An 18,558-nucleotide genomic window follows, 5' to 3' on the forward strand; every position below is an offset into this window, starting at 1 on the left:
CCAATTATTAGGGGCTTTTTGAATGTTAGAACTAGTGCTTTTGATGATTGGCACTTTTAATGATTAACGCTTTGGTTTAATTGCGACTGTATATCTGCGAGCACCTCATCCAGCCCTTCCCCTAAAGCTTCGACAAGCGATTCATACCCCGACTCTTTTAATGGCGTATTAGATTCAAATTCCGCTCGTGCCAGTTCCACGTCTTGCTCGCTTAGTACCCAAGTTCCTTTTACTTCAGCATTACCAGTGTAAGAACCATTGAACTGCTCGAAAGTAATGAGCAACTCTTTATCCGACTCTCCTGAAGAATCAGAAGAGTCAATACGCTCCTCAAGCAACCCTTCAAGGTTCTCAGTCCAGACATGTTTACGCGCAGAAACCAGTTCATTCTCAGACTTACGATACGCAATGCCGATGGTGTCGAGATAATCAGGTAAGTCGACTCGAGTTTTTACCTTGAATATAGGTTTGTCCAATGAGCTTTCTGGTAACAGATAAGCATGAGTTCCATCAGTGGGAGAAGAGCATCCTAAAAGCCCGAACGATATAAACAGTGATATAAATAATTTTTTCATTATTCCACTCCCTTAACTGGAATCGGGTCATCTTCTACATCGCTACCAAACACCAACGCATTAGGTTTGTCGTTTAAAACTTTGATCAACGGGCGAAGCTCTTTAAGCACATGCTCTAACTCTTCAGATGCGCTAATGAGCTGTTTATAAGCATCTGAATCATCATCATAGCTATCTAACGTCGCTTCAAGCTGCTTCATAGTTTCACTGATATCTTGTGGCAAGGCTTTAGCGCCCTCACTATCAAGCAGTTCATCCATACTCTTCAAGGTGCTATCTAACGAAGCCAATGAGCCATTTAAATTAGCGATTGTGGCATCCAAGGGAAGCTCATTAATCTTATCAAGGAAGTCAGTGATCTGTTTTTGAATTTCCGTTAAGCCACCAGCGACAACTGGGAACACAGGATAACCATCAAACTCTCTTTGTTCGTAAGGTTCTTCGTCTTCATAAAAGTTGATATCGACAAACAGCGCCCCGGTAAGAAGGTTGCCCGTTTTTAAGGTCGCTCTTAAGCCCTCTCCCATCTGCAGTTTGATTCGCTCAGCAAAGGTTTCGGCATTCACAGCTCTGAAGACTTCAGACACTCGCTCAATTTCGAGTTTAATAAGAATAGGAATGCGGTTCGAAACCTTGCCATCTTTGTCCATACGTATTTGCAGCGGCACGGTATCCACAGTACCAATTCGCACCCCTCGATACTCAACAGGTGCCCCTTTACTCAGGCCTCGAACCGACTCTTCAAATAGCAATACGTAATCGAGTGACGTGGTGTATTTGCCCTGCAACACGGCGTCGTAATTGTCGTAAAGCGCGTACTCTTTTAAGTTTTCTTTGATTTGGGCCCCTGGTTTAATGTTCTCTGCAACATCAAAACTTACACCACCAGTCAAAATACTCTCTATCGAAGCAAAGTTGACATCTAAGCCGTTCGCACCAAACCTCACATCAATGCCAGAGGAGAGCCAGAACTGTGTTTTCTCGAAAATTAGTCCATCATAGGGAGCAAAGATGAACAGTTGATATTTACCCTCTTTCTTTTGATAGTCAAAGCTGGTTTTCTCTACTCGCCCAACCACAAAACCATGGTGCAACACCGGTTCACCAACTGCGAGTTGATTGGCTTTATTATGGGAAACAACAACCCTGATACCTTTGGTGTCGGGCCCAGCTACAGGAGGTGTATCGAGTACATCAAACCTCAGTTGCTCTTCACTCGATTTGCCCGGTTTCAGCTCAATGTACGAACCCGACAAGATAGTCTCAAGACCGCTAATGCCGTCGGTGCCAACATGCGGCTCCACCACCCAAAACTGGGTATCAGCATTGATCATGCGTGAGGCTTTTTTGTCTATTTGAGCTTTTGCAATGATGTATTCATAGTCTTCACTCAGAGCGACATCGGTAATGGTACCCACATGAACATTCTTGGATTTAATCGCCGTTTTGCCCGCTTCAATACCAGACGCATCCGGTAAGATCAAAGTGATCTCCGGCCCGCGATTATTGAAGTATTGAAATAGCATCCAACACCCCACCAAAACCGCAATGATTGGCACAATCCAAACGGGCGACAACTCACTTTTCTTTGATACCTTCGCATCCGAAGTACTTTGCTTTTCCATGTGTTCCACACCTCTTTGAGGAGATTACTTCCATATAATTCGAGAATCGAAAATCATCGCTGACAACATCGTAAATATCACAACTGCCGCAAACGACAGCGCCGCAGGGCCAGGGTAGATCGCCATAACGCCATCCAATTGAACCAATGCCACTAATATGGCGACGACGAAAATGTCTATCATCGACCAACGACCAATGAACTCAGTCACACGATAAACCTTGAGATAACGCTTTGCTTTATGCTCAGTCAGCCCATGCACCCTTTTGGCGTTCCAATACAGATAAGCCAATGCGACCATCTTCGCCATCGGAATGAAAACGCTCGCAATCAGAATGATGAGTGCCACGGGGTATGAACCCATGTGCCAAAGTAAGATGACCCCTTCCATGATGGTTGAGCCTTCACTGGTTCCAAACGCAGAGGTATACATCATCGGGTATAAATTGGCTGGAATATAAAACACGATCGACGTAAACAACAGTGCCCACGCAATCTGTAAGTTTTTAACAGGCTCAAAGCGATGTAAGTGAGTGTTGCAACGGGTGCAGTGATGAAGGTTGTCGCTGTAATGATGGACTTGCCCACAGATATGACAAGCGAGATGCTGCTTATTTTGAAATACGCTCCCGACCATTGGTTCTTGCGGAACTTTGTTTGGGACCAAGCGATCCCACAACCAATCAAAATCGACTAAAGAGATAGTCTTAACCACCAGCATGGCATAAATACAAAACGCCCAAAACGATAAGCCCATCGAGACATCAGCCAAGGCGGCTATCTTAATCAAGCTCACTAACACACCAATCAAGAACACATCGACCATCAGCCACGGCTTCGCCCAACTCAAAGATTTGAGGGCCAGAAATGTAAATCGGTGGGAGACGTAATTGATTCGTTTGTTGCGCTCTACCAAAACGCAGAACCACAATGAAAGCACTAGAAAGTAAGCCGGTAAAAGAATTACCGCCAAAAACAAAAGTAAGGCTATCAAACTGTTGTCCATACGATTCATCATATCAACAGCTTGGTATAGCGTGATTTGCTGGCTAATACCTTGAACACTAAATGACATGTACGGGAAAGTTAGGCTCATGATTAATGTAATCAGACTCGCCAACGCATAAGCGATTATGCCCTGCTGTTTATGATGCCCCACACTCGATAACGTATGGGCACACCTTGGACAAGACGCTTCGCTACCTGCAGACAACTCTTCAAACTGACTAACCAATCCGCATTCATGACATGACTTAGTAAAGCGCTCAGGCAAAGACATCCCCTCTCAATGTTAATACGCAACTAGACACTCTAGGTAAATATAAGTAAGGGTTGGATTTTTTGCCAATCTGCACACTATGAAAGGTGCGCGATGCATAAAAGTGAGAGGTGACAAGACAAAAAAGAGGTGACCAGTTGGCCACCTCCGCATTTAGTATTCCAAGTTTCGTTATTGATTAACCAAAAACTAGTTGTGACTATTTTCCAGCTGATAGAAGGTTACTTGAGCATAATCGCTGTCGTTACTGGTGTTATCTTGCAAGTAGATGCCCGCTTTGAAATACATGTAGTTATCTTCGTCGTCATAACCGCTGTTTTTCATGTCTACCTCTTTGGCTGCAAGCTCAGTCCCATTCTGACTGATGGTTGTGATCAGTTTGTCGCCTTCCACCACAATCGAATATGAGAAAGTCTCATCCAATGCGATACCATCACTTGGGTTACTTTCACTGTTCAAATCGCCAGATGATGTCACCATGTTTCCAAGCAGGTTATACCAAGTTTCATCACCGCCTGTAGACTTCGACGTTTCATGTGCAAAGTAGATGGCACCTTTGTCGTTGTTTGGCAGTTTATGGTAGTACAGGCGAATTGGCTCATTTTTCTCGGCGTGGATTTGACCGATCACGATTCGACCTACTTGCTCAGTATTAGAAGTCGTTGTCGTGACATGATTGACTGCTAGCGTTGCGTTTAAACGTCCATCAATTCCGCCAAATGCCGCTTGCTCACTGGATGGGATAGAAGAGAACGCCCAGTTATTGTCTTTGCCAGATGTTGAGTAAGACGTATCACCGCGACGTAGCATTTCACGTAACTCAGTTCGCACATACTTAGTACCGCTTGATGTAGTTACCCCTTCAACTGGCGTGTAGAAGACCAAGCCACCATCACTTCCGGTGTAGAAAAACTCATCTTCGTAGCCGGCGTCTAGCGTGTTCTCTTTAATCGACGTCGCATAACCATCACCCTCATCGACCGGGATACTTACGTACCAATCCAATAGGTCAAAGTTGTCTGAAGGTGGTGCATTGGGATCTAACCCAAAATCTTGTCCATCGTTGCCATGAACTTGTACTTCGGTAACGTTAGTCCACACACTCTCAGCACTGTTTGAGAATACCTTGATGCGAACCCAACGTGCTTGAACGTCTTGCACGTCATAACTCTCAAAATCGGATGTATTACCACCGCTGTACCCGTAGTAGACCTTATCCCAACTGCTAGAGCTTTCGTCAGCCAATGCACGAATCTCGAATTTATAGGTCTGTTGTTCGCCTTTACCCCAAGCGATCTTAACGTCTTGAACATTTTGAACAGACCCAAGATCGAGTACCAGATTAACCGGAGCGTTTTGCGCAGCCCAGCGTGACGACCAATCGGTGTCACCATCGATAGCGTTTGAAGCAGGATAAGAAGAGTGTGCCCCACCCCAGTCCGATGCCGATTGAATATTTAGCTGCTCCGCAGCAACAGAGCCTGAAAGCAGCGCAAACATGACAGCACAAGATAGTGGTTTGCAGGGTTTAAAAATCATACAAGTCTCCATGATTTGTTTCACGTTTATTATTTTATTCCATAGATTGCACAGCTTCCTCTGTGCAACGGAAGATAATATAGATGAATATTTGTACGACAAGTTGGTTAAATATCACACTAATGAATTATTATATTACAAATATTATAATGTGTGATATCACTCATCTTTATACTCAGCAGCTCATGTATGTTTGCATTTAGAAGTTGAGATACCTCAGTTAAACAGCTCTTGTGACAAACGTTCTTCCAGTGAGTGAATACATAAGGAGACAGATGGTGGAGTATGGTGGGTATATGGATTTAGAGCATAAACCGTGTTCATGGGTAACTGATGATTCGGCATAAGATTAACCAGCTCAGGTTCTATTTGTTTTAAATAGAAATCTGGCAATACACCGATTCCCGCCCCCGCTTTTATCAGAGCGAGACAACTATGAATGGAGTTCGTAACGCAGCTTGCTTGTTTGCTGAAACCCACTGCCGCTTCGAAATCGGAAGTAAAACTATGCTCTATATGCCTCCCTTGCCAGACATTAGCGATATACGGTAGTTCATCAATGGGCCGATTCTGCAGAGAAACCACACCACACAGTTGATCTCGAAATCCTCCGAGTCGTTTTTGCTTTAAAGTACTGTCTGGCGAGTTGCCGACACGAATGGCTAGGTCGATATCATTACTCATAAAATCGAGTCGTTTGTCATCACTGATTAGCTCTGGCTGCAGTTTAGGATAACGTTTCATTAGATCCGCAATCACTGGAGCCACCAGCACGTCCATCAAGGCGTTAGGTGCGGTAATACGAATGCGTCCTTGTGGTTCCTCTTGCTCTGCTTGCGCCATTTCCCAAGCTGAATCCGCTAAGCTATTAAGATCTTTACAGCTTAAATAAAACCGCTCTCCCATTGGAGTAAGGGTTTGCCTGCGCGTTGTCCGCTTTAGTAGTGAAGAACCGAGCTCTTGCTCAAGCTTTTTTAGATGTTGGCTCACTACAGATTTTGAAAGGCCGAGCTTCTCGGCAGCAGCGGAAACCGACCCTTGTTCAACAATATGAGCAAAGATCGACATCTGTCTTAGCTTATTCACTTTATTGTTCTCTTTTTATAAACAGTTATTTCTATTATCTCTGTTTTTCAAATTAAAGAGTAGTTCTAAACTTTGTCTTAGTTAACCAACACGACACATCGGAGAGAAAAATGAGCAATCAAGTATTAGAAGCGTGTAAAAAAGGTATCGCAGCTTGGCAAACAGCATTCAACAACCAGGACGCGCAAGGTTGTGCCGCTCAATATAATGAAGATTGCGTGATGCACGCTCGCCCATTTGGCACATTCGAAGGTCGCGAAGCAATTCAGGCTTTCTGGCAGGGCATCATTGACCAAGGTTTTAAAGATGTCGATTACACCGACGTAAAATGGGAAGAACACCAAGATGGCGGCTACATTCTGACTTCGAGCTGGACAATGAACAAAGCGTTTGGCGTGGTACACCGCGAACATTGGGTTGTAGAAGCAGATGGTCACGCACGCTTGATCAGCGATGACTTTGAAGTACAAGGCGAGCGCTAACCCTAAATAGGTTGAACTAACGAGAATAGGTATAACGACCAAAATCGTTTAAGAGGCCGATCACTTATATAGTGGTCGGCCTTTTTCACATTGTGTTTTCTAGGCGAAATGTGCTCCCCCAATTGTTCCATATCTTATTACGGCCCTTGCAAACTAATCTCTCGCCGAGTGTGACACTCGCGGCAAACTGATCTTTTTACTCAAAAGTGACGTAATCTGACCTTGTTATTCGTAACTTAGTAAGCCAACCTTAACTAATAGGAAAGCAATTTTTAATGGAGCAAAAACAATGATTAAGATGTTAGTGTGTGATTTTGATGGCACCTTAGACGGTGGTTCATCTGACGGAGTCAACCAATTGTTTGACTACTTGAACGATCAGCCTAGCATTCGATTTGTTATCGCCACAGGGCGTACGTTGCCTTCCATAAAAGTTGGCTTAGCCTCGGATAACTACCCAACACCACACAGTATTATCAGCGACGTCGGAACCCAGATTCACCATCATCAACCAGTCCAGCAACCTGATACACATTGGCACCAACGACTAAAAGCAACGTGGGATAAACATAAAGTTGAACAAGCGTTGTCTGGCTTCGACTTTATGGGGAAATTGGATCCCAACCATCAAGGCGACTATAAAATCACATTTGAGGGATCATTAACTGACCACCAAAGACAGCTTATTTCGAGTGCGCTCATAGCTCATGATGCACAGGTAGATCTAACCTACTCTCACGATTGGTACTTGGACGTCACCCCGAAGAACGTCAACAAAGCCTCTGCTATTCACCACCTATTGAAACAGCACGACCTAACTATCGATGAAGTGTGTGTGGCGGGTGATTCCGCGAACGATACCTCAATGCTGACCATCGATGGCGTTAACTCAATTCTGGTGGCCAACCACTACCCAGAAGTCGCTCACCTCTCGCAAAGGGACAATGTTTATACCAGCAAAGCGACTCATGCAGCAGGGGTGTTGGAAGGGCTTCAATACTGGCAAAACCAACCTAGATAACGCTCAGATGCACTGAATCAAACGGAGCAAAAAGGTTACTTCCAGCCCATTTTCCACAAACTATTGTCTGTGAGGTCATGCCAGTCGATATCACGAGAACGCTTTGTCATCACCGCTTCAAGAATGCACCTTACAACCACATCTTCTTCAAATTCCATCTCAGTGATCATGAAGTGCTTTTCACGATTGACGGGGGTTACGGCTGTCCACTTACTGTGCAGTAGCTTCTTAGGGTTGATTCTGTTCATACAACTCTCCTTTCTTCTAGTTTTATCTATAAGCTTCAAAGAGTTATTCGGATCACTTAGAAATAAAAAAAGCATGGTGACCAATCATCACCATGCTTTATTACCTGCTAGATTTTAAGCCCAAATTACCAATCGTAAGTTAAGCTCGCGATAACGTTGCGACGGTCGCCGTAGTAACAGTAATAGTTACAGGTAGCGACGTACTCTTTATCAAACAGGTTTTTCGCCGCGACTTGCAGTTTGTAATCCGCGAATCGGTAGCTTACCGTTGCGTCGTAGAGGGTATAAGACGGAACCTTATTTTGCTCGAGGTTATCGCCATAAGTTTCGCCAATGTATCGAACACCACCACCGATACTCAACCCATCTAACGTACCATCAAAGAACTGATACTTCGCCCAAGCAGAACCAATCATGTCTGCCACTTGTGCTGGTGTTTTCCCGACTTGATTCTGATCTTGATCTTTGGTGATCTCAGAATCTAAGAACGCTAAGTTACCAATTAGAGTAAGTGACTCGGTTACATTAGCCACAGCACCCAATTCCACACCTCGGTTACGAATTTCACCAATCTGGTTGACTTGGTTACTACCAGTGATTACATCCACCACATCCTTCTTCGTCGCTTCATACACCGCAACATTGAACTGACCCTCAAAACTCTTAGGCAGGTATTTCACACCCGCTTCGTAGCTTTCACCACGTTCTGGCTTCGCCGCTTGATTAGCAACAGAGGTTTTAATGATAGGCTCAAAAGATTGTGCATAACTAAAGTAAGGTGTGAACCCTGCCGACGTCGCATACGCAACACCTAAATTGGTTGTCCATTCCTCGTAATCCGCTTTGTGATTACTACCTGTTGTATTATTGGACTGTTCATTAGAGGTATCGTCGTAGCGAAGCCCTGCTTGGACAATCAAATCATTGAATCGAATTTGGTCTTGAACATACAGTCCTAACTGACGGTTCTTAGTTGTATTGTTCTGCAAGTCAGCATCAGTCATTGGCTGGAATGTTGTAGGATTTAACAATACAACGTTGTTCGTATAAGTTGGGTTATAGATATCAAACAGAGGATTGTTAATACCCGGTGGTATGGTCGTGTTGCCATCTGCCACTAGTGGATCGAAGGCATAGTCTTGGCTATCAATATCAATCGCTTGATAGTCAACACCAGTGAGTAATGTATGTTCAACAGACCCAGTTCTGAATTCAAAGACCAACCTATTGTCGACATTAAACGCATCTGATTGCCCATCCTCTGTCGAGGCCTGACGCAAGATCGTTTTTCGCTCTCCAAGAGGATCAAGTCCAGCGTTTATATCTTGAGCATAACCTAAAGAATAAATCTGCTTTAAGTTGATATCCATACGGCTATAACGTACCGACTGGCCGAAGCTCAGTGCTGAATTAAACTCATGATTAAATTCATACCCTAACGAGAGTTGCTCACGTTCAAAGGTTTCCCAATCTGGATTACCTACCGCAGTACTATCTGAGATTTTGCCATTTGGGTTGTCTGTTAGCGTGCCTTCCATCGGTAAGAACTGCAAATAGGGGTCGGAATCATCTTCCTGGTAACTTGCTAAGAACGTGATGTCGGTTTTATCGCTCATCTTCCACATCAACGATGGCGCAACCATAAAGCGCTCAGCCTCAACGTCATCGACCTTGGTGCCATTCTTTCGACCAAGCGCCACTAAGCGGAAAGCCACATCATCACTCATCTCGGTGTTCACATCGAGTGTCACTTGGGTGCGGTCAAATGAACCAACGTCTATGCCTACTTGGCCTGAACCACCATCAAATTGTGGGCGCTTGCTAACAACATTAATCAGACCACCCGGTGGGTTTTGCCCATATAACACAGACGCAGGGCCACGGAGTACTTCTACACGCTCCAAACCAAATGGGTCAATTTGCCAACTGTAAAAGCCCGCGGAGTACAGTCGCGTACCATCTTGATACAAGCCTGTCCCTGCTTGTTGGAAGCCACGTACGACAAACCAGTCTTGTTTATTATCTTCACCGTAATAGTTAGTCTGAATACCCGGTGTATACTGAAGTGCATCAGAGATACTGATAGAGGCACGGTCATCCATCTGCTCACGTGTCACCACAGAAACTGCTCTAGGGGTTTCATGCAGGGCAAGCGGCGTTTTGGTTGCGGTTTGACTTTTCTCGCCAACATAACTGAAGTCCGGCCCTACGGCATTGTCATCGACCTGCAGACCTATCACGACAACCGTTTCATCCTCTTCTGCATGAACAGCTCCTCCACCAAGTAATGCAGTCACTGCAATTGAAAGTGGGGTGAGCTTAAACTGCCACTTCATCATTCTCTCCTTAACTAAATCCACACAAACAATAAGTAAATACAAATTATTATCATTAATATTTACATCGCGAATTGTAACAGGAGAAAAGTTAATGTGAATTTATAAATCAAGATGATATGAAACAAGTGATCAGCAGCACGTATAATGAGTTAACTATGCTGTTAAAAGTTACGCCTGGGGAGCAGAGGTAGTTGAGAAAGATCGATAAGGGTTAGAGGAGCAAGATATATACGACGAATTGAGCCATGATGACTCAATCCGTCCCAAAGTAACTGTAATTAAATAGAAATACCGTCACATCAAATGCCGGTTACATAGAAGTACACGTACCTTGGATAGCAAGATCGGTCTTAGTAACTTCAACTTTACCAGTTTGCTCTTCTACTTGCTCTAAAGCTGCACCGCCAACGAACACACCCATTTTGATGTATTGCTGAACGAAATAGTTACGACCTTCTTCTGTATACAAAGTTAGGTCGTTGGCTGAGAACTCGGATTCAGTACTGATCGTATGTTCTTGGTTGCCTGAAACTTGCTGGTAAAAGAATACACCAGGTGCAGTCTCACCAACGCAATCGCCATTAATGTAGACATCTTTTTTCAACGCAGCGCCGACTGTCGAGTTATCACGATATACATATACGCCCGCCATGCCCTCTGCAGGCTCAGCAAATTGCTTCAATTTAGTTGACTCAGCCTTATCTGCGGTCGGAACCGTTGCACAACCTGATAACACTGAAAGTGCTACTGCACTAAAAATTAGCTTAGTTTTCATTTGTTTACCTTTTGCCAAATAACAATTATTTATAATTCGACAAAATGATATATATACAAACTTATGAATCATTTTCATTTTATAAAAATCGCGACATGTCTAACACAATGCGACAATCTCTCGTTTGTAATTTATAAATCCGTCACATTGTTACGATTTAATACATACTTAACCTGCTGTTTTTAAAATAAAAAAGCCAGCATTAAACTGGCTTAGATTCAACAGATTGAGTTATTTCAACTAACCGTTTTTAGGTGGAACAAATGCTGTCAGCTCAAGAGCCGGACCTGTGTACTTCTCAATCTTCACGAGTGCAGAGTTCGCTGCACAGCCGTTTGCTAGACGCGAAGTTGGAATATCAAGCGTTAGTACGTTCGCACCGCCGTTCTTACACAAACCAGTCTCTTTATCTAAGTCTGGCCAACCACCTTCGTGGATACACACAGCACCTTGCTTAATACCATCAGTTACGAGGGCGCCAACAAGGACTTGGCCACGGTCGTTAAATGCACGAACTAGGTCACCCGTTTTAATACCACGCGCTTTTGCATCTTCAGTATTAATTGAGATTGGCTCACGGTTAGCAATTGCGTACTCGTCACGGATCTTCGCATAGTTGAACTGGCTGTGTAGACGATGTGCCGCGTGCGCAGTCATTAACTGCAACTCGTCACTCTTAGCTTTACCAAAGAACTCTGTCGGTTCCATCCACGTTGGGTGCGCCGGACAATCTTCTAGCTTGTAGCCCTCAATCGTTTTCGAATAGATCTCGATCTTACCTGATGGTGTACCCAGTGGGTTCATCACAGGATCTTTACGGAAATCTGCATGGCGTACGAACTGAGCCGCTTTCTTGTTGAACTTCATTTCGATCAGTTGGTTATCGTCCCAGAACTTGCCGAACTTCGGCATACGAACACGCGCTTTCTTACCCGCTTTCTGAGCGTCGTCGTAGAAGCCTTTCAGCCAAGCCATCTCATCTTTACCCTCGGTAAACACATCACGACCACCCGCTTTAATCATTTCTGCCATATCAGCAAATACATCAAAGTCATTACGCGCTTCACCTTGAGGCTCAACAACTTTCTTCATCGGCACTAGGTGCTGGTTAGAATAGTCACCAGTCATGGTCATGTCGTTACGCTCGAACGAAGTCGTGATCGGTAGAACAATATCACCGTGCTTCGCCGCAGCCGTCCAGTAAATCTCGGAGATAACCACCAGCTCAGGTTTTTGCCATGCATCAATCAAACGGTTGGTGTCTTGGTGGTGAGTAAAGTTACCGCCGCCTGCCCACCAAATCATCTTGATGTCTGGGAATGTTAGCTCGTGACCATTGTGCATAAATTTAGCACCAGGGTTTTCCAACGCTTCCACAATACGTGCAACAGGGAAAGCATTCACCGCCCCCGATACCGCCCAGTCGTTGCCCGCTGAAGAGCCACCACCAATAGATGCAGAGATTGCAGGAAGTACACCAGCGTCGCGCGTTGGGTTACCGCCGTTAGAGTAGTGGTAAGAAAGACCGAAACCACCACCTGGCAGACCAATCTGACCCAGCATTGCTGCAAGCGTTACGATCATCCAGTGGCGTTGCTCACCGAATTGTTGACGCTGGATACCCCAACCCGCCATTAGCATGGTGCGGTTTTGGCTGAAGATGTCGGCGAGCACTTCCATCTGTTTCGCTGGAACGCCCGTAATCTCTTCTGCCCATTGTGGTGTCTTTTCTACGCCGTCTTCTTTACCCATTAGGTAGGCTTCGAACTTATCGTAGCCAGTGGTGTAAGTGTTCAAGAACTCAACGTCGTGTTTGCCTTTCTTAACCAATGAGTGTGCAATACCCATCATCATCGCCACGTCGGTCATTGGACGTGGGGCAATCCACTGTACCGCATCGCCAAAGAATTCGATTGTCTCTGATTTCATTGGGTCGATAGCAATGATCGTCTTGCCAGATTTCTTCAGTTGGTTAAAGAATTCAAGGCCAGAGCAGTCCGTTGAACTCCATGCAATCTTCAATGTGTTCAATGGGTTCATACCCCAAAGAACCACAACATCAGAGTTCTCTAGCACAACTGGGTGTGTCGTTTGTTGTTCGTATACTTCGATAGAACCCATAACGTGTGGCATGATCACTTGTGCAGCACCCGTTGAGTAGTCACCTAAGTGGCCTGAATAACCACCTGCCATGCTCATATAACGTTGAAGCAGTGTTTGCGCTTTGTGTAGGACACCACTTGAACGCCAGCCGTAAGAACCAGCAAATATAGATTCTGCACCGCTCTCTTTACGAATACGCATGTGTTGCTCATGAATGAGCTTGTAAGCCTCATCCCAAGAAACGCGTACGAACTCATCATCACCACGCTTGCCTGTTGGAGCTGAAGGGTTTTCTAAGAATCCTTTACGAACCATTGGATACTTGATTCGAGCCTTAGTATGTACTTGATCTGGGCCTGTGGTCTGTAAGCTGTTTGGCACCGTTTGAGCGAGCGCGTTGGTCGTTGAAACCAGCTTGCCTTCTTTCACTTCACAGATCATCGGACCCATGCGACCAGCAGTAAGAACCCCTTTACCACGCTTATTAGCCGCTGCCGCTGTCATCGGTGTTAGCGACGTAAAAGCGAGAGCTCCGGCTGCCATACCTGTTCCTTTAAGGAATCCGCGACGAGTAATATCAGTCATTGTTGTTATCCTTTCGTTTCTTATTTAGTGGCCAGCCACATCTTTTGCGTGGTTCTGGAAGAATTTAGTAAGAAGTTCTAAGTCTTCAGATGAAATATCGGTACGATCGCCCATGCCTTTCGCTACAGGTCCCCAAGCATTGACAGTAAAGTGACCCGCTGGAATCTTCGCGTGACAAGTTGAGCAGTAGACGTTGTCGAGCTCTTCTGCGTAATCCCAGATAGGTTCAAGTGAATCCAATACATCTGCATCAATCTGCGCGGTGATCACAGCGGTACGCCACTCATTGCCGTACTCATCGGCATGAAACTCACCTGCATCAACCGCGTTTTGTCCCGCTTCGGTTAGCATTGCGACGATAGCGCGTTGACCTTCGCCGTAGTAAAGCACTTGCTCTGCACCTTTCATTTGGTAAGCATGAAGCTCAACTGTTCGCTCATTGCCTTCAACTGATACAACGTCTAGTTTTGCAGTTGGATTGATAGTACCTAGGTCACCCATCTCAATGGTTTCTACTGGGTAAACCACCTTCGCTGAAGGGTCGGTTTTCTCAGTGAACGCCATTAGGTTATCGAATGCTTCACTGTCCATTTCTGGTTCCGGTGCGAAGTGAGCAACACCTTTGTGGCAGTCGATACAGGTTTGATTGTTTTCTTGAGCGTATGCGTGCATTTTTGCTGCATCTTCCGATTGCTCATAACTATCCATCGCATCAAACGTGTGACAAGAGCGGCACGTTGCTGAATCATTTTCACGCAGTTGCGCCCATACCGTTTCGGCCATCGCCATACGGTGCTCTTCGTACTTTTCTTCCGTATCGATCTTTCCAGTGACAAATTCGTGATAAATGTCCTTAGACGCTCGAATTTTTGTGATTACGTAGTCAATAGGGTCCGACGGAATGTGGCAATCTGAGCATTCAGCACGGATACCTTTGGCGTTACTGAAGTGAATTGAACCTTCATACTCTTCATATGGGATCTGCATGGTGTGACAAGAAACGCAGAATTCTGTGCTCGATGTGTAGTGCATGACCGCAGCCGTGCCACCTAACGTCAACCACCCAATTCCTATGCCTATCGCGGCGATAACAGCGATATAACGTTTTTTAATAGACATATTTAGTAATCATCTTTAACAATTGGTTGCAATTGCGATCAGACTAATACTTTAGGGGTAACTCTTATTGATTTGCGTCATAAATTATCATTATTGATAATAAAGATGGCGTACAGTGAGAGCTAAGTTCAATATTCCCACCGTCATGAATTCGCACCCAACACATTTATCAATAGAAACCCTCATATCCTATAAAATTTCAAAATGACATTAGATTCATACCTCATAAAAAAGCGACGTACTCACGTAGTGATATCAAGTTAAAAAGCCGTTAAATGAGCTAGAGTTCACGGTCAGTAAAATAGTATGAGAAGACAATGAGCCACCCTGAACTTTTGCAGAAAATTGCTAGTTTTGACTGTATTGAGCAAGCGCTGGAGTATTTTGAGATCGGATTTGACAGTCGATTCATTGCTGAGAACCGAACAGAGTTAGTGAAACGCTTTAACGGCTATCTAATTTTGACCAAGCCGGATGATTGGTTTTCAGGACGAAGAGCACTCAAAAATGCGTATTGTAAGGTTCAACGCAGTAAACTAGACAAACATACACGCTCCGCTTGTCGCGGTTGTACATCTTGCCAGCGTCGCTGAACCTTTCTGAGTAGTTTGCTTGAAATGAAGTGTGCTAATCTTAGTGCAACTCAACCACGAGATAATAACTACAATGAAAATTTTCAGTAATTTCGAAAGCGGCAATATCAATGTCGTTAACGCAGATACTCCACAAAACATCCAACTGACTATCACAGCGGATAAGCACACTGACATTGCACAGTGGTTTCATTTCCGTTTAGAGAGTGAAGCGCAAGTTTCCCACCATTTTGAAATCCAAGGCTTAGCAAAGTCTGCTTACCCTGAGGGTTGGAAAGACTACGACGTTGTTGCTTCTTACGATCGCGAAGAATGGTTCCGTATTCCAGCAACGTTTGATGGCGATACACTTAAATTCGACATCATCCCAGAGCATGAATCCATGTTCTTTGCTTACTTTGCACCTTACTCTTATGACCGCCACCAAGATTTGCTGCACAGTGCTCAAACGCATCCTGCTTGTAAGCTTGAAACGCTAGGTGTGACTAATGACAACAACGACATTAGCCTACTGACTATTGGCGAACCAAGCCCAGAGAAGAAGAATATCTGGATCATTGGTCGTCAACACCCAGGTGAGACGATGGCAGAATGGTTCATTGAAGGCTTCTTGCAGCGCCTGCTTGATGAGACAGACACGGTTGGCCGTGCCCTACTCGACAAGGTTGTGATTCGCGCAGTGCCAAACATGAATCCAGACGGCAGTATCCGTGGTCACTTACGCACCAATGGCTTGGGCGTAAACCTAAACCGCGAATGGCAAACACCATCAATGGAACGCAGCCCAGAGGTTTACCTCGTTCGTGAACGCATGTTAGAAACGGGCGTTGATATGTTCTTGGATATTCACGGCGACGAAGCCATCCCTTACAATTTTGTCGCGGGTAGTGAAGGTATTCCTTCTTATGATGCTCGTTTACAAGGTTTGGAAGAGCACTTCAAACAAGCACTGTTCACTATCACACCAGAATTCCAAGACGAAGTTGGTTACGATAAAGATGAACCGGGTAAAGCAAACCTAACTGTGGGCTCAAATTGGGTTGGTGAGCAATTTAAGTGCCTTTCTTACACGGTTGAAATGCCTTTCAAAGATCATATTAGCCACGCAGATGAGCTGTACGGCTGGTCACCAGACCGCAGTGTGGCATTTGGTCACGATATGCTTGCTGCAGTATGGGCAACAGTGCCAAAACTGTAATCCGTTTAGTCTATTCGCGGATAACTCTATAAAGTTATTGCAGTTATAAAGACAAAAAGCCCGAGAGTTATTTCACTCTCGGGCTTTTTAATGTTCTCAACTACTTTAATCTACTCAACTATGCCGCTCTTAAACTTGCGAAAAATGCGGGATAGCGTTGGCGGATGTGTCTCTGCTCCGAGACCATGTCTTTAAAGCTCGGGCCACGAGACAACTGAATGATCACTTCATTACCATCAAAGCGTAAAACCGCACCCGATACATCAACGCGCTTTTCATCATGTAGATCGAGTGTGCCCGCCATAGAAAGCCCACGATAAAAGTGACTGACATTTCGTGTCATAACGCGCACGCCTTTCTCAGATACCTCACTCACTTGAAAGAGCTCATCTTTGATACGCATTATCGGCCTCGCCCCTTTTGGGTACTTCAAGCGATAGTACTGGCGCTTTTGGGTAAACGACCCGTCACTCATTTATCTGTCTCCCTACACGTGGTGCCAATCAAGCACTCAAATCAATATCCACTTAATAAATGAACATAGCACAAATCATCATTAGAATTAATTATCGGCAGCGCTCGTCAGACCTTTAGTTAAAACATCGACAAGTGTTGAGACAGAGTTCGCATTCCGTTCATCAACATCTATTTGCACGCAAAAGCAAACCCAAGTTGCTTTGATTCGCTAAAATGATTCACTCAGACAACGTCCACTGTTAGACTCCCCATCCACTTTTAACTGGTTCCCACTATGACGTTTAAATCATTAAACCTGTGCTCTGAGCTTATTGATGCTCTGCCTAAAACTCTTCAACAGCCAACAGAAATTCAGTCAAAAACGATCCCTGCGATCATACAGAAAAGAGATTTACTGGCGTTGGCTCAGACTGGCAGCGGCAAAACACTTGCATTTGGCTTAGGTGGGCTACACAACCTAGACAGTAACGTCGAAGCAGTTCAAAGCCTCATTGTGGTACCAACGCGTGAACTCGCCAGCCAAGTTACTTCTTCATTAGAGTCATTTGCGCGAGCAGTCTCCATTCGTATCTCAACTTTAATTGGTGGCATGAGTGAAGAGAGTATGAATGATACTCTAAATAGCAGACCACAGTTGATCGTGGCGACGCCTGGCCGTTTAGTGTCTCTGATTGAACAGGGTTCACTATCACTGTCGCAGTGCCAAACATTTGTGTTGGATGAAGCGGACCGCCTGTTAGACATGGGATTTTGGCCTGACGTTCAAACGATCAAGAAATCTTTGCCAGCAAAACATCAGACTCTACTTTTCTCGGCAACACTACCGACAGAACTTGAGCAACAAGCTAATACCCTGCTGTTCAAGCCATTGAAAGTGAGCGTGCACCAAAAAAACAGTGTCGCTGAGAACATCCAAGAGACACTGTACTTAGTCAACAAAGGCAGTAAGCCACAAGCGCTTATCAGCCTATTGCAACAGCACACAAACACCCAGGCTTTAGTTTTCATTGGAGCCAAGGACAACGCCGATGCTCTAACGAAGAAGCTCAAAAAAGCCAAACTCAACGTTGAAGCGCTGCACGGCAACAGGACTCAAGAAGAGCGTAGCCAGATCCTTGACGATTTCAAACACGGGAAAATTGAAACGCTTGTTGCGACCGATGTAATGGCGCGCGGCATTCATATTGACTCTCTGCCTCTAGTCATCAACTTTGAGCTACCGATGCATTCAGCAAGTTATGTCCATCGTGTTGGCCGTACCGCTCGTGCTGGAGCCAATGGCCATGCTATTTCGTTAGTAAGCCACAGCGAAACGGATGCTTTGAATGCAATTCGTCAGTTGACTGAGCGAACCTTACCAGTTCAATCATTAGAAGGCTTCCCAGTAACAGACAAGCCTGCAGCTGAAGGGACACAACGTAAACGCCCACCGAAAGACAAACAAGCCAACCGTCGCACTGCCAAGAAAAAGAGCATTAAGCAATTTAAAAGTAAGAACTCACGTTAAACAGATCA

Annotated in this window: 16 protein-coding genes; 5 read left to right on the forward strand and 11 right to left on the reverse strand. The window is 44.9% G+C overall.

Annotated elements, in window-relative coordinates:
* Positions 1–56: 56 nt before the first annotated feature.
* The 5 genes from FIV04_RS09175 to FIV04_RS09195 form a co-directional block, all read right to left on the reverse strand.
* Positions 57–575 (reverse strand): membrane integrity-associated transporter subunit PqiC, encoded by a 519-nt coding sequence (locus FIV04_RS09175; protein WP_152468961.1) that lies wholly within the window; start codon positions 573–575, stop codon positions 57–59.
* Positions 575–2,200 (reverse strand): intermembrane transport protein PqiB, encoded by a 1,626-nt coding sequence (pqiB, locus tag FIV04_RS09180; protein WP_152468962.1) that lies wholly within the window; start codon positions 2,198–2,200, stop codon positions 575–577. Before pqiB ends, FIV04_RS09175 begins: the two co-directional genes overlap by 1 nt.
* A 24-nt stretch (positions 2,201–2,224) precedes the next feature.
* Positions 2,225–3,478 (reverse strand): paraquat-inducible protein A, encoded by a 1,254-nt coding sequence (locus FIV04_RS09185; RefSeq protein WP_152468963.1) that lies wholly within the window; start codon positions 3,476–3,478, stop codon positions 2,225–2,227.
* 189 nt (positions 3,479–3,667) lie between these two features.
* On the reverse strand, positions 3,668–5,017 hold the full coding sequence (locus FIV04_RS09190) for a polysaccharide lyase family 7 protein (RefSeq protein ID WP_152468964.1): 1,350 nt from the start codon (positions 5,015–5,017) through the stop codon (positions 3,668–3,670).
* 216 nt (positions 5,018–5,233) lie between these two features.
* The gene (locus tag FIV04_RS09195) at positions 5,234–6,103 is read right to left on the reverse strand and encodes a LysR family transcriptional regulator (RefSeq protein ID WP_152468965.1); all 870 of its coding nucleotides are present in this window, start codon (positions 6,101–6,103) and stop codon (positions 5,234–5,236) included.
* Positions 6,104–6,213: 110 nt separating this feature from the next.
* Here FIV04_RS09195 and FIV04_RS09200 point away from each other — a divergent pair, with 110 nt between their 5' ends.
* Both FIV04_RS09200 and FIV04_RS09205 read left to right on the forward strand, forming a co-directional pair.
* Positions 6,214–6,585 (forward strand): nuclear transport factor 2 family protein, encoded by a 372-nt coding sequence (locus tag FIV04_RS09200; protein ID WP_152468966.1) that lies wholly within the window; start codon positions 6,214–6,216, stop codon positions 6,583–6,585.
* A 289-nt stretch (positions 6,586–6,874) separates the two neighbouring features.
* A complete protein-coding gene (locus FIV04_RS09205) occupies positions 6,875–7,606 on the forward strand; it encodes an HAD-IIB family hydrolase (protein WP_152468967.1) in 732 nt (243 codons plus the stop codon).
* A 35-nt stretch (positions 7,607–7,641) separates the two neighbouring features.
* On the opposite strand, the gene FIV04_RS09210 is transcribed toward FIV04_RS09205, so the two are convergent.
* The 5 genes from FIV04_RS09210 to FIV04_RS09230 form a co-directional block, all read right to left on the reverse strand.
* On the reverse strand, positions 7,642–7,854 hold the full coding sequence (locus FIV04_RS09210; RefSeq protein WP_152468968.1) for a TIGR02450 family Trp-rich protein: 213 nt from the start codon (positions 7,852–7,854) through the stop codon (positions 7,642–7,644).
* 125 nt (positions 7,855–7,979) lie between these two features.
* Entirely contained in the window at positions 7,980–10,190 is a 2,211-nt protein-coding gene (locus tag FIV04_RS09215) for a TonB-dependent siderophore receptor (RefSeq protein ID WP_152468969.1), read from the reverse strand.
* Positions 10,191–10,503: 313 nt separating this feature from the next.
* Entirely contained in the window at positions 10,504–10,968 is a 465-nt protein-coding gene (locus FIV04_RS09220; RefSeq protein ID WP_150868889.1) for a DUF2846 domain-containing protein, read from the reverse strand.
* A gap of 240 nt (positions 10,969–11,208) precedes the next feature.
* A complete protein-coding gene (locus tag FIV04_RS09225; protein ID WP_152468970.1) occupies positions 11,209–13,656 on the reverse strand; it encodes a molybdopterin guanine dinucleotide-containing S/N-oxide reductase in 2,448 nt (815 codons plus the stop codon).
* Between the two features lie 24 nt (positions 13,657–13,680).
* A complete protein-coding gene (locus FIV04_RS09230; RefSeq protein ID WP_152468971.1) occupies positions 13,681–14,775 on the reverse strand; it encodes a NapC/NirT family cytochrome c in 1,095 nt (364 codons plus the stop codon).
* 317 nt (positions 14,776–15,092) lie between these two features.
* Here FIV04_RS09230 and FIV04_RS09235 point away from each other — a divergent pair, with 317 nt between their 5' ends.
* The gene (locus FIV04_RS09235; protein ID WP_032552156.1) at positions 15,093–15,368 is read left to right on the forward strand and encodes a nitrogenase-stabilizing/protective protein NifW; all 276 of its coding nucleotides are present in this window, start codon (positions 15,093–15,095) and stop codon (positions 15,366–15,368) included.
* A 73-nt stretch (positions 15,369–15,441) separates the two neighbouring features.
* A complete protein-coding gene (locus tag FIV04_RS09240) occupies positions 15,442–16,566 on the forward strand; it encodes a M14-type cytosolic carboxypeptidase (RefSeq protein WP_152468972.1) in 1,125 nt (374 codons plus the stop codon).
* Positions 16,567–16,684: 118 nt separating this feature from the next.
* Here the strand turns inward: FIV04_RS09240 and FIV04_RS09245 are convergent, their stop codons facing one another.
* On the reverse strand, positions 16,685–17,041 hold the full coding sequence (locus FIV04_RS09245; protein ID WP_032552154.1) for a hypothetical protein: 357 nt from the start codon (positions 17,039–17,041) through the stop codon (positions 16,685–16,687).
* A 276-nt stretch (positions 17,042–17,317) separates the two neighbouring features.
* Between FIV04_RS09245 and FIV04_RS09250 the strand changes: the two genes are divergently transcribed.
* The gene (locus FIV04_RS09250; protein ID WP_152468973.1) at positions 17,318–18,550 is read left to right on the forward strand and encodes a DEAD/DEAH box helicase; all 1,233 of its coding nucleotides are present in this window, start codon (positions 17,318–17,320) and stop codon (positions 18,548–18,550) included.
* Positions 18,551–18,558 lie beyond the last annotated feature (8 nt).

Origin of the sequence: Vibrio sp. THAF190c (genome assembly GCF_009363355.1) — a bacterium.
GTDB lineage: Bacteria > Pseudomonadota > Gammaproteobacteria > Enterobacterales > Vibrionaceae > Vibrio > Vibrio fortis_A.

Excerpts from the sequence above, each read along its gene's own strand:
- FIV04_RS09175 (WP_152468961.1), bottom strand. The coding sequence starts at position 575 with ATGAAAAAATTATTTATATCACTGTTTATATCGTTCGGGCTTTTAGGA.
- pqiB (WP_152468962.1), bottom strand. The coding sequence starts at position 2,200 with ATGGAAAAGCAAAGTACTTCGGATGCGAAGGTATCAAAGAAAAGTGAG.
- FIV04_RS09185 (WP_152468963.1), bottom strand. The coding sequence starts at position 3,478 with ATGTCTTTGCCTGAGCGCTTTACTAAGTCATGTCATGAATGCGGATTG.
- FIV04_RS09190 (WP_152468964.1), bottom strand. The coding sequence starts at position 5,017 with ATGATTTTTAAACCCTGCAAACCACTATCTTGTGCTGTCATGTTTGCG.
- FIV04_RS09200 (WP_152468966.1), top strand. The coding sequence starts at position 6,214 with ATGAGCAATCAAGTATTAGAAGCGTGTAAAAAAGGTATCGCAGCTTGG.
- FIV04_RS09205 (WP_152468967.1), top strand. The coding sequence starts at position 6,875 with ATGATTAAGATGTTAGTGTGTGATTTTGATGGCACCTTAGACGGTGGT.
- FIV04_RS09210 (WP_152468968.1), bottom strand. The coding sequence starts at position 7,854 with ATGAACAGAATCAACCCTAAGAAGCTACTGCACAGTAAGTGGACAGCC.
- FIV04_RS09215 (WP_152468969.1), bottom strand. The coding sequence starts at position 10,190 with ATGAAGTGGCAGTTTAAGCTCACCCCACTTTCAATTGCAGTGACTGCA.
- FIV04_RS09220 (WP_150868889.1), bottom strand. The coding sequence starts at position 10,968 with ATGAAAACTAAGCTAATTTTTAGTGCAGTAGCACTTTCAGTGTTATCA.
- FIV04_RS09225 (WP_152468970.1), bottom strand. The coding sequence starts at position 13,656 with ATGACTGATATTACTCGTCGCGGATTCCTTAAAGGAACAGGTATGGCA.
- FIV04_RS09230 (WP_152468971.1), bottom strand. The coding sequence starts at position 14,775 with ATGTCTATTAAAAAACGTTATATCGCTGTTATCGCCGCGATAGGCATA.
- FIV04_RS09235 (WP_032552156.1), top strand. The coding sequence starts at position 15,093 with ATGAGCCACCCTGAACTTTTGCAGAAAATTGCTAGTTTTGACTGTATT.
- FIV04_RS09240 (WP_152468972.1), top strand. The coding sequence starts at position 15,442 with ATGAAAATTTTCAGTAATTTCGAAAGCGGCAATATCAATGTCGTTAAC.
- FIV04_RS09245 (WP_032552154.1), bottom strand. The coding sequence starts at position 17,041 with ATGAGTGACGGGTCGTTTACCCAAAAGCGCCAGTACTATCGCTTGAAG.
- FIV04_RS09250 (WP_152468973.1), top strand. The coding sequence starts at position 17,318 with ATGACGTTTAAATCATTAAACCTGTGCTCTGAGCTTATTGATGCTCTG.